At 37.7% G+C, this 11,616-nt stretch carries 12 protein-coding genes; 5 read left to right on the top strand and 7 right to left on the bottom strand.

The window, feature by feature from the left end:
- Positions 1-10: 10 nt before the first annotated feature.
- The 5 genes from E4O01_RS03230 to rpsA all read right to left on the bottom strand — a co-directional run bounded on the left by E4O01_RS03230 (position 11) and on the right by rpsA (position 6,989).
- On the bottom strand, positions 11-1,492 hold the full coding sequence (locus tag E4O01_RS03230; protein WP_253694324.1) for an extracellular solute-binding protein: 1,482 nt from the start codon (positions 1,490-1,492) through the stop codon (positions 11-13).
- A gap of 63 nt (positions 1,493-1,555) precedes the next feature.
- Positions 1,556-2,233, bottom strand: coding sequence for a hypothetical protein (locus E4O01_RS03225; RefSeq protein WP_253694322.1), 678 nt, complete (start codon positions 2,231-2,233; stop codon positions 1,556-1,558).
- 58 nt (positions 2,234-2,291) lie between these two features.
- Positions 2,292-3,020: a tetratricopeptide repeat protein gene (locus tag E4O01_RS03220; RefSeq protein ID WP_253694320.1), complete on the bottom strand. Its 729-nt coding sequence runs from the start codon at positions 3,018-3,020 to the stop codon at positions 2,292-2,294.
- Between the two features lies 1 nt (position 3,021).
- Entirely contained in the window at positions 3,022-4,539 is a 1,518-nt protein-coding gene (locus E4O01_RS03215; RefSeq protein ID WP_253694318.1) for a sigma-54 interaction domain-containing protein, read from the bottom strand.
- Positions 4,540-4,553: 14 nt separating this feature from the next.
- Positions 4,554-6,989, bottom strand: coding sequence for a 30S ribosomal protein S1 (rpsA, locus tag E4O01_RS03210; protein WP_253694316.1), 2,436 nt, complete (start codon positions 6,987-6,989; stop codon positions 4,554-4,556).
- A 95-nt stretch (positions 6,990-7,084) separates the two neighbouring features.
- Here rpsA and E4O01_RS03205 point away from each other — a divergent pair, with 95 nt between their 5' ends.
- Positions 7,085-7,966 (top strand): GerMN domain-containing protein, encoded by an 882-nt coding sequence (locus tag E4O01_RS03205; RefSeq protein ID WP_253694314.1) that lies wholly within the window; start codon positions 7,085-7,087, stop codon positions 7,964-7,966.
- Positions 7,967-8,048: 82 nt separating this feature from the next.
- On the opposite strand, the gene E4O01_RS03200 is transcribed toward E4O01_RS03205, so the two are convergent.
- Entirely contained in the window at positions 8,049-8,600 is a 552-nt protein-coding gene (locus E4O01_RS03200) for an STAS domain-containing protein (protein WP_253678547.1), read from the bottom strand.
- A gap of 283 nt (positions 8,601-8,883) precedes the next feature.
- Here E4O01_RS03200 and E4O01_RS03195 point away from each other — a divergent pair, with 283 nt between their 5' ends.
- From E4O01_RS03195 to E4O01_RS14690, 3 genes are read left to right on the top strand one after another with little or no spacing between them, the layout of a single operon-like run.
- Positions 8,884-9,618: an RNA methyltransferase gene (locus E4O01_RS03195; RefSeq protein WP_253694313.1), complete on the top strand. Its 735-nt coding sequence runs from the start codon at positions 8,884-8,886 to the stop codon at positions 9,616-9,618.
- Positions 9,619-9,650: 32 nt separating this feature from the next.
- A complete protein-coding gene (pyrH, locus tag E4O01_RS03190) occupies positions 9,651-10,346 on the top strand; it encodes a UMP kinase (RefSeq protein WP_253694311.1) in 696 nt (231 codons plus the stop codon).
- Positions 10,346-10,858 (top strand): DnaJ domain-containing protein, encoded by a 513-nt coding sequence (locus E4O01_RS14690; protein WP_305879942.1) that lies wholly within the window; start codon positions 10,346-10,348, stop codon positions 10,856-10,858. Before pyrH ends, E4O01_RS14690 begins: the two co-directional genes overlap by 1 nt.
- 10 nt (positions 10,859-10,868) lie before the next feature.
- On the opposite strand, the gene infA is transcribed toward E4O01_RS14690, so the two are convergent.
- Positions 10,869-11,087 carry a translation initiation factor IF-1 gene (infA, locus tag E4O01_RS03180; protein ID WP_002668257.1) on the bottom strand — a complete coding sequence of 73 codons (219 nt, stop codon included), beginning with the start codon at positions 11,085-11,087 and terminating at the stop codon, positions 10,869-10,871.
- A 107-nt stretch (positions 11,088-11,194) separates the two neighbouring features.
- On the opposite strand from infA, the gene E4O01_RS03175 reads away from it, so the two are divergent.
- Positions 11,195-11,554, top strand: coding sequence for a TraR/DksA family transcriptional regulator (locus tag E4O01_RS03175; RefSeq protein ID WP_253694309.1), 360 nt, complete (start codon positions 11,195-11,197; stop codon positions 11,552-11,554).
- Positions 11,555-11,616: the final 62 nt, after the last annotated feature.

Here is an 11,616-nt window from a genome sequence, read left to right as displayed (position 1 = left end):
ATCGCTCCAATTATTTTAAATCAAACAGCTTTTTCCCAAGCTGTTCAAACCAAGCTTCAAAATCATCATCGCCAAGAAAATCTTTTACGGCTTCGTTATAGTTTTTTCCTGCCTTAATTTTAGCAAGCAGTTTTTCCCTGTCTTTCTTTGCTTTTTCCTGCAATAAGTCCGAAAGAATATTTCTGGCCTGATTCGAATTCTTAAAACCGGGCTGAAAATAAAGCTCTGAGGTTTTCATTGTTTCAATGCTTATTTTAAGAGCATCTTGTATTACGGGTAAAATACACGCATCATCACTGCAAAAAGCAGCAATAAAAGCTTCTTTTTCGAGTTCTTTTTTCTTTACGGGCAAGTACCCTGTAGAAACGGCAAACTCCGGATATTTTTGCATATCCGTAAACCACTTTAAAAACAATACGGAAGCCGTTTCACGTTTTATGTTGCTTTTAAGAACAGCCAAGCCGGCTCCCTGCTGAACTATGGTTTTGTGCTTTGCATTTTTAAAATGAGGAATAGGCAAAACTTCAAGCTCAATAGGATTGAAATTGCCCGAAGAATCGATTACCTTTGACGGCAAGTATATTGCGGATGATGTTGAAGTCACACAGGCTATGATATCGCCTGTTTTTAAATCATCGCTTCTAAACCTTCCTTTTGCCGTAAAAAAACCCTTTACAAACGGAACATAATAATTATCCCAACAAGTGCGCAAAACTTTTTTATCGAGCAAAAATTCAACATCTCCGTTTTCTAAAACATTGAAGATATTATTACCCATCTCATAGGTACCGGTTAAAATGTAGTTACTCAAGGCATCACGCCCAAAAAAAGGTTTACCGTCATCAGGTTCTACAGTTAAACTATCGGTCCATTTATAATATAATTCTGCAACCTTTGCTACGCCTTCCCATGTAAGCAGATCACTGTATGAAACGCCCATAGACTCTGCAAAAGGAATCCAGGCGGTTTTATTTAAAACAAAAACTTCGGTAGCTTTTGCAACAGGAAACAGTTTTATTTCGTTTTTTATGCCGAAGCCGGAAGAGTACAAAAAATTTGTTACATATTCGTCTTTTTCTTTTTGAGTAAAAAAATCGGATAAGTCTAAAAGAAGGTCTTGTTCATTAAATTTATATGCCGTATCCGGATAAGCAGAAAAAATATCGGGAATTTCATCAGCACCAAGTTTTTGAGCTAAGGCATCTTCCAAAAATGAAGATATCTCGCTTGCGTTTCCGGCTCTTCGGATACCCCTGACATAAACTCCGTATTTTGCACCTTCCGAAGCATTAAAGCTATCCACAAGTCTATCAAATTTTTCTTTTTGTGCTGCGCTGTAATAATGCCAGATATTTATTGTTACAGGTTCATTTTTACTTAAAACATTATCTACATCGTATTTAACGGCATTATTTCCGGACAAACTGCCGCCGCATGAACAGCATACAAATAAACAGACAAAACAAAAAACCAACAGCTTCAATATTTTCATAAAATGCCTCGTGCGTTTTATTTTATCATATCGCATAGAGAATTGCAAGTAATTGGAGAAATTTTAAGGATTTTTCTTTATTTTAACGTACCCAAGTGAAAGAATAGCGCTGTATGTAGTTTTAAAGCTATTGTCAAAGCCGTAGGCTGCCGCAAAGACAGCAACATAAAACGAATCGGGGGAAGGATTACTTGAAGATTGGACATCATAGTCTCCTTGTTTTGCAGATGTAAATTTCTCGCCCGTCTGGCGCAGCACCTTACCCTTTACTGTTCCGTCTATGCGAAAATCATCGGAATATGAAACGGCAGGTTCAAGCCGGAATTCTACAAGTTGATGATTAGGCGGAGCGGCAGGCAAGGCCGGAACAAGAGGTCTATCGTTATATGAATGCCCCTGATGGGTTAAAAGTTTAAAATTGTAAGAAGATAAAAGATAATTTACGGAGTTTGACGGATTTGATGTATTATAATTTATCATATTCTCTATTAAATTTTTACATTCGCTCTCTGACTCGTAAATGCGGTAGTAAACCTCGAAGCCCTTAAAAAAACCTAAAGCATTATCTAAATTTTCTTTATCGCTGGTTTCAAATTCAAAATACATCTGACTTTCATCACTGTGTCCGCTAGGGCTATGAATCAGCTTGGGAGGCTCAAGATAAACAATATTATCTATACCGCATGAAGAAAAAATAAGAGTAATTATAAAAAAAAATAAGGGCGATTTTTTTTCAATCATATCTTCAAAATCAAAAAAGGGATAAACCGGTATTTCTCCAATTTATCCCTAATCAATCCTAATTTGCATCACTTCCTGTAAGAACGATTATACGGGACTTTGCAAGAAGCGCCCATTCGTCTTGCGGATATTTTTCCAAAAGCCTATTGTAAGAAACTATAGCTTCATCCTTTTTTGACAAGGTTTCATATAAGCGGCCGGTATTAAATATAGCCCTGGGTACAAGAGGGAAATTTTCAACCTTTGAAGCTCGTTCATAATAAGCAAGGGCTTTCTCGTTTACACCCATTTCGTCGGCGCAGGCTGCAGCATTAAAACAAGCAACACCTTCAACATAAGAATTCTTTACGGCATTTGCAGCGAGCTCATAAAACTTTAAGGCATCTTCATACATTTTTCGCTGAAAATAAATTTCGGCTATTGCAGTATTTGCCCTAAATCCTGCATATGAAGAAGCATATTTTTCTCCGAGAGGTTTAAGCTCTTCAATAGCTTTATTTTCGGCCTCTTTGACAGCCTCAGAAACATTTTTTTCGGTTTCTTGAGAAGCCTCATCGGCAGGTGGGTTTTTAGCCCTGTCTTCACGCTTAAATTCTTCGAGTTCATAAATAATTTTTTCGACACTCGTTACGGAAGACTTTCTTGAATTTTCTGCCGTTATAAACCAAATAACCGTACCTGCAACGGCAATTAAAATACAGGCAAGGGCTCCAAGTACTATCTTTCTATTTTGGAGTAAAAAATCGTTGATTTTTTGCGCCAAATCTTTACTTTCTTCTAAAGCCATTTTACATCTCCTTAATTTCAAGCTCTTTTATCAATCTCGATAAATATGTACGCTGTATTCCGAGCTTTTCGGCTGCAGCTGTTTGATTCCATTTTTGTTCATTTAGAACTCCGACAATAAAAGATTTTTTAAAATCATTTACAGCCGATTTTAAATCCATATCCGAATAATTTGCATCAGCGCCAATGGTTCCCGATTCAAGTTTTAAAAGTAAATCCTTTTCCTGAATATAGGGCGGCTTACCCAGTACACAGGCCCGCTCAATGGCATTTTCAAGTTCCCGAATATTTCCCGGCCAAGAATAAGCCTTTATAAGCATTTCCGCATCAGGCGAAAAACCCAAAAAGGGCTTTTTTACCTCTTTGCTGAATTTCTTTAAAAAGAAATGAGCCAGTTCCGATATATCTTCTTTTCGATTTCTAAGAGGCGGAATATATATGGGTAAAACGTTCAAACGGTAATAAAGATCCGATCTGAATTTTCCCTGCTTTACAAGTTCTTCTATATTTTTATTTGTAGCAGCAATTATGCGGGTATCAACCGTGATAGTTTTATTTGAACCAACCATTTCGAATGTCATTTCCTGCAAAACCCGTAAAAGTTTTGTCTGCAAGGTTAAAGGAATATCGCCTATTTCATCCAAAAAAATAGTACCTGTATCGGCAAGTTCGAATCGGCCCTTTCTGTCCGAAATTGCATCCGTAAACGCACCCCGCACGTGGCCGAAAAGCTCACTTTCAAGCAAACCTTCGGGCAAGGCAGCACAATTAACCCTAATAAACGGGTTATCCGCACGCGGCGAATTCAAATGAAGCTGCTCGGCAATAAGCTCCTTTCCTACCCCGCTCTCTCCCAAGATGAGAACTGAAGCATCGGAAGCCGCTATGTTTCGGCAAAGCTCAAGCTTTTCTATCATCACCTTACTTTTAGCAATAAAAGTATGATAGCCTCTGTCCTGTTCAAGCTGATCTTGAAGACAAATAATTTCTTCACGGGATTTTTTGTAATGCTTAGCATTTTGATAAGCTATAGCCGTTTGAGTAGCAAAAAGTTCCAATACGTTTAAATCATCCGCATCAAAATCTTTTCCTTCCCTCTTGTTTAAAACTTCGATAACCCCAATACATTCTTCTTTGATGCACATGGGAACAGCAATCATATTGCGGTTTTTATACCCGGTTACTTTTTGCACTGTAGGATCAAATCGGGGATCATTTAATACGTCGTTTATGATGGCACTGCGGTTGTATTTTATAACCCAGCCTGCAATGCCGTCTAAATCGAGAAGGATTTTTTTTGCTTCAATTCCTTTAGGCCCGATAGCAATTTCAAACCTAAGTTTTTCACCGTCAGGTTCAAGCATCAAAAGAGATGCAGCATCCCCTTCCACAACATCCATTGCCGATTCCACTATCTTTTCTAGAAGAATACTCAAATCGGAATAATTTGAGTTTATCAGCAAGCTTGTGTTTATAAGAGTATTAAGCTTATCTCTTTTAATGCTCTCTAAATTGTTCATACAACAAACGGAATTTACTCCGGTTTATTCTTTAAAAGATCTCCAAGAGTATAAGATGAATCGTCATCTTCTTGTTCGGTTGACATATATTGAGAAATTTCTTCCTGCTGTTGTTTTCGCTTAAAATCTTTAATAGAGAAAGCGGTTTTCTTGTTTCTCGGATTTATTTCGATTACTACAGCCTTGATCTTGTCTCCTACGGCATATTTTGCAAGAGCTTCTTCCGGAGTTTCATCTCTGGATTCAACCAAATTCTGTTTGTGAATAAGACCTTCAATATCTCCGGGAACCTTTACAAATACACCGAAATCGGTAATTGATGAAACTTCACCTTCGACAGTCGAACCGATCTTATAAGCTGCGGCAAATTTTTCCCACGGATCATCGGTGAGCTGTTTGATACCCAAGCGTATTCTTCTTGATTCGGCATCGCACTCGATAACGATAACTTCAATTTCTTTATCTACTTCAAGCTCACTGCCGGGATGTTTTACGCGCTTAATCCAAGAAATATCGTCTGCATGTAAAAATCCGTCAATACCTTCTTCAAGTGAAATAAAGGCGCCTGCATTTGTAATTTTTACAACCTTTCTTGTCAAACGGGTTCCTACAGGATAGCGCTCTTCAATCGTATCCCAAGGATTATCGGTAACCTGCTTTAGCCCTAAAGAAACTCTTCCGGCCTGAATATCATAGCCGAGAATCATACATGTTACCTTATCTCCGGGCTTTAAGATGTCTTCAGGTTTGTTAATCTTTTTAACCCAGCTGAACTCGCTGATATGGGCCAAACCTTCGATTCCTTCATCCAACTCAATAAAAGCACCGAAGTCGGTTGTCTTCGTAACCGTTCCGGTAACAATATCATCAACATGAAATTTATCTTCAAACTGAAGCCACGGATCTTGAGTAAAATGCTTTAACGAAAGATTTATTCTCTTGTTCTCGGGGTCAAGGCGGATTACTTTAAGTTCAATCTCTTCACCTTTTTTTACAAAGTCCTTAGGACGGGTTACGTGGCCCCAGCTCATATCATTGATATGCAAAAGACCGTCAAAACCGCCTAAATCGATAAAGGCGCCGAAACTTGTAAAACTCTTAACCGAACCCTTTACCGTGTCGCCTATCTTCGTGTTTTCAAAAAAAGCGTCTCGTTCTTTTTCGGTACGCTCTTCCATGTACTTGCGCCGATTTACAACAATATTTTCTCCTGAGCGCGAATTAAAGCTCAGTTTTTCAATGTAAAATTTCGACTTTAAGCCTACCAAGGTTTCAGGCTTTTCAACGCGTGAGACATCGGCTTGGCTGAGAGGTAAAAAAGCAGTCAGACCGCCGCCGAGTTTTACTTCATAACCGGCTCGCACCTGCTTTAAAATAGTACCTTCAATGGGAGTTTTATCGGCATAAGCCAGTTTAAACTCTCTTTGAAGAATAAGCCTATCGGCCTTAAGTTTTGATACGGATAAATGTCCGTTAGAACCTTCCGTTTTTTCGATAAGAACATTTACCTTATCGTTAATTTTAGGTTCTTCATCAAACTCATCCAAAGAAATATGACCTTCGGATTTACCGCCTACATCGACAAAAACGGTTCCGTTGTTTACAGCAACAACATAACCTTCTTTAATTGTCCCCGCCTCTGGAGCCTCAAAATTGTTTAAGTACTCCTCTTGTAATTGTGCTTGGATGTTTCCATTGGAGTCTTTTTCAACATCCTTTACCACTTCCATCTTTTCCATAGATAACCCTTTATTATTTATATTTTCCGACTTTGACGCCGGCATTATTGCCGACACCTTCGCCAGCATTTTTGCATAAACTTCATTTATATTTAACCCCGATGTATCAAGATATATCGCATCGGGAGCTATTTTTAAACTTCCTTCTTTTTTGTTTTTATCGACTTCATCTCTTTCAAGAATCGTCTTTTTTATTTCTTCCAATGAAAGATTACTTGTTCCCTGATCAAAACGCCTTTTGGCCCTTGCCTCTGCAGAAGCATCAAGGTAAAATTTTATATCGGCATTCGGGAAAACCACTGTGGTCATATCCCGTCCTTCACAAACAGCTCCTGTTTTGGAGGCTTCTTCACGAATTTTTTTATTTAATATCCGCCTTATGGGAACTATAGCCGAAAGAGGGGCAACAATGGATTCTACGGCATCACTTCTAAGATAGGCCTCGACATTTTCTTCACCTAAAAACATTGAGCCGTTTTTATAAAAAAGTTCCGTTTTTTCCGCAAATGATGTCCATTTTTTTTCATCTGAAAGATCGGGAGTCTGTCCGCCGCTTCCGTCATTTCGTCCTCCAAATGAGCGCAGTACAGCCAGAGCCAAAGCCCTGTAAAAACTGCCCGTATTCATAAATGTGATGCTCAAACGTTCAGCAAGCATCTTTGCCAGAGTGCTTTTGCCTGAGCCTGCAGGTCCATCAATTGCTATTATCATATTCTACCATTATACAATTTTTTTAACATTATGTATATACTTTTTTATAAAAAGTATAGTATTTTTTTTCAAAATATATTATTATGTCAGATATTATGAAAAAGAAAAATACATCTTTAGGCTGTTTTTTTTGGCTGGCGTTTATTTTATTGATAGCTCTCCTCTTTTTTATCAACAAAGATAATATCGCCCGAGTTTTCAAAAACACGGACGCAATCAGTATATTCCAAAAAAAAGAAGTAAAAGACGAAAAAGAACATGAAGTAGACCTTGAAGGCATTCAAAATGAAATAGAAAAAATCAGAGCAGCGGAAAACACCGGCAGGGAAAGCGAAGAAAAAACTCAAACGGCAGACGATAAACCGGTACCGCAAAAAACATCCGATGAAAATAAGCCTAAAAATGAAATTGAACAAAAAAAAGAAGAAAAAAAGACGCCTTCTCAGCCTCAAAAAGAAAAAAAGACAAAAAAAGACAATGTTAAACATTCTGCGCCTGATGAAAAAATCAGAGAAAAGGAAGAACCTAAACATGAGCAAAAGAAAGCCGAAAAACGCAGCTCAAAAATTTATTTGGTAAAAATAGAATCCGACGGGAAGCTGGTACGAAAAGCCGTCATGAGAGAACTTGTAAAAACAGACTCCCCTCTTACCGATGCAATAAACAGTCTTTTACAGGGGCCTACAACAGCGGAAGCCAAACAAGGATTCCGTTCGTTTATTCCTCCCGATACAAAACTTTTATCGATCGAAGTAAAAAACGGAGTAGCCGAAATAAACATAAGTGAAGATTTTCAATTTAACCGATACGGTATCGAAGCCTATCAAGCCCAGCTTGCACAAATAGTCTTTACGGCATGCGAATTTTCGACTGTCAGTTCGGTTCAATTTTTGATTAAGGGTAAAAAGAAAGAATATCTTGGTGCAGAAGGTATATGGATAGGTTCCCCTCTTTCAGTTAATTCGTTTAGTTTATAAGATAAGATTGATAGATAATTGCAGCTTACAGCTTTAATATAATAAATCGGTAAATATAAGCTGCAATTATTTTAAGATGAGATTAGCCCAAAAATACTTGAGCATTGTTGTCGATGGCCAATATGGTCTTACACTCGGAACATCTAAATCGGCCGGCCTTGGTAGCTTTAAGTTTTTTAGAACATATGGGACATGCAAATATTTTAGGAAATACTTGTGCATTTGCAGTCGTACTTGAGCTTTGGAAAAACGCTACAGCATCCGATAAAGCATCTTTGATATTAAAAAATTGTGAAAAGCCTAAAAGTTGGAATATTTCGTATACCTTGGGCTGAATATCCAATAAAACTATATCCCCGCCTCTGGGCTTTACGGTTTTCAAAAAGGCCGTAAATGAACCTATACCTGTTGACGAAACATAATTTAATGCGGCGCAGTTAAACACAATCTGTATAAAACCGCCGTCTATAATCTTAGCAATGCGTTTTTGAAAAAACGCAGAATTGTAGGTATCGATGTAGCCGTTTAAAAAAACTACCACGCATTTATCAAGTCCATCTACTCTTTGAAGCCTGATCTTCAAACTATCATCTTTTTCATCATCGAAGCCGGCTATAACACTGTTATTACTCATAATTCTCCCGATTTATTTTCAAAATAAAGAAATAATCCAGTATCTCTAGCTTGTATTATACCCTTTATTTTAAAAAAAGTCAAACATAAAACAAGAAAAATATCCATTTTTCTGTAACTTGTACATTTAATAAATTCAAAGAATACCATATAAAAACAAAGACATCCGTTTACAGTTACAATATCGGCTAATATTTGTCTTGTTGTAGCTTATTCTGCCGAATTTAACGATTTTTTTTTTACTTTCGCTTGACATAACGGCGCAATGACGGCAATATACAGACATGAACTTTGAAAAAACAATTATTCTTTGCCGGCCTGAAACCGCTGCAAATATAGGAGCTGTATGCCGGGTAATGGCAAATACCGGCCTTAATGACCTAAGAATTACAGGAAAAAAAGAAGATTATGACGAAACCGAGGTCTTAAAACTGGCTCTCCATGCTTCCCATATTTGGAAAAATGCACGATTTTACCCTCCTTCGGTTGAAGGCTTAAAAGAAGCCGGAGCAGATTGCTCTGCATTAGCAGGAACAAGCAGAAGAACCGGGCATAAACGCAAAAATTTAGGAATGAGCCCTGAAGAACTTTGCCTTAATTTAAAAAATTTTTACGGAGGAAGGCTTGGTTTGGTTTTCGGGAATGAAAGAACAGGACTTACGGATGAAGAGCTTAATATATGCTCATTTTCGGTTAATATTCCTGCAGAAGAAGACTACGGCTCTTATAACCTTTCTCATGCGGTTTTAGTCCTTTGCTATTCGCTCTATATAGCCGAAAAAGGCAATAAACCCGAAGAAAAAAACATTCACCTAAAAAAAGCCTCGATGAAGATGATTCAGGATAATGCAGAACAAATATGCAAATACCTTACCGGACTGGGTTTATTTAAAAAGGGAGGAAAAAAAGAAAACGAAACTTTTTTTACCGAACTTTTATCCTCCGCCGGAGCCTCAGAATTCGATACAATGCATTTAACCGAAATTTTTAAGAAACTTTTTTTTATGTATAGTTGTTAGTATTAAGATAATTATCCTTGAGGAGGGAAATTATGGTAACAGTTTTGTCGGTAGGAGGCTCTATAGTAGCCCCGGATAAGCCGGATTTTGATTTCTTGGATAAATTTTCGAAAACCGTCAGGAATTGGCTTTCGCAAGACTCAACACGCAAACTTATAATGGTAATCGGAGGCGGAGCTCCTGCCCGGGATTATCAAAATGCATATAGAACAGTATGTGATCTAAGAAAGGGCTCAATATGCAATGATGAAGCGGATTGGATAGGAATAATGGCTACAAGGCTCAATGCACAGCTGGTAAAGGCTATTTTTGCGGATCTTTGCCCAAATCCTGTAGTTTATGACCCTACTGCAGTCGATATGTTTGCAGGACAAATTTTGGTTGCAGCGGGATGGAAGCCCGGTTTTTCTACAGATAATGATGCAGTTTTGCTTGCAGAAAGATTTTCAGGTGAATTAGTTGTAAACCTGTCAAATATCGCCAAAGTTTACACGGATGACCCCAAAAAAAATCCTGATGCAAAACCCATAGATAACATCTCTTGGGAAGATTTTATCAAAATAGTCGGAACAGAATGGGTTCCGGGCAAAAATACGCCTTTTGACCCTGTAGCAAGCCAGAGAGCTCAAAAAGCAGGTATAAGAGTAATTTGTGCTGCCGGAAAAGACATTGAGAATTTGGAAAATATTCTAAACGGTAAAGAATTTAAAGGAACGGTGATAGGTTAGTGGAAAATTATTACAGCATATTGAATGTTTCAAGAACAGCTGACGACGACCAAATTAAACATGCATATCGCAGCTTGGCTATGAAATATCATCCCGACAAAAATCCTGACAACAAAATAGCTGAAGAAAAATTTAAAAGGATAAGCGAGGCTTATTCCGTATTATCTGATCCTCAAAAGCGTAAAAATTATGATCTGAGTATTTCGGATCCGTTTGCAGCTTTTAGCAGCGATTACGGCCGAAATGACAATCCCTTCGGTGAAGATATATTTACCTCTGAATGGTGGAAAAGCTGGAGAAAGACAAAAGAAAATAATGCCAAGAAAAAAGAAAAAATTCCCCTCAAAGAGGCTTTTAAAATCATTATACGCGGGATAGTACTAACAATCGTCGGAATTTTGTTTTTTACGAGAGCTGTCTTTTTAGGAATGTTCGGATTGCTTTTAGCCTTTTACCTTGTTTCGGAAGGCATCATCCGAATACGAAAAGGCTATGCCGCGATATTCAGTTAGACCTTGGCATTTATCTTTCTCTGAAGATAATTCTGCCTCTGGTCAAGTCATAGGGGGATAGGGCAACTTTAACCGTATCTCCCGGTACAATTTTAATGTAATGCTTTCGCATCTTTCCTGATAAATGAGCCAAAATAACATGTCCGTTTTTTAACTCAACTCTAAACATAGTGTTGGGAAGGGATTCTTTAACAATACCTTCAACTTCAATTGCTTCTTCCTTAGCCACAAGACCTCCAAAAAAATGAATAAATTTTGAAAAATCATTTGATTTTTTTTAAATTCAGTCGTATAATTCTAAAGTCTATTAAAAAAATTGTCAACTAGGAGAAGTGTATGAAAAAGAAGTTTATTGAGGAAATGAAAGAATATTTGCTTAAGGAGCGGGAGGAGATACTTACATCATTACAAAAAAATGATGAAGAATACGCAGAAACTTTGGCAAACAGCATCCCCAAAGACTTTGCAGATTTGGCCTCGTATAGTACCGACAGGGATATGCTTGATTTTATCGGAGAAAGCAATATTAAAAAGCTTCAAAAGATTGATTCGGCATTGGAAAGGATACGGGAAGGCAAGTATGGAAAATGTATTACCTGTAAGGAGCAGATACCGGATGACAGGCTTAAAGCCCTGCCCTACGCTTTAAAATGCATTGCATGCCAAACCAAATCCGAAAAAAAGATGCGCCCCTAAAATTCGAAAAAACTTTATTTTAAATCTTTTTAAAAGGCCTTGAGCTTAAAGCATCAAGGCCT

This window comes from Treponema sp. OMZ 790 (genome assembly GCF_024181285.1).
In the GTDB taxonomy this organism is placed as follows: Bacteria; Spirochaetota; Spirochaetia; order Treponematales; family Treponemataceae; genus Treponema_B.
This window is presented reverse-complemented; position numbering and strand designations above follow the sequence as displayed.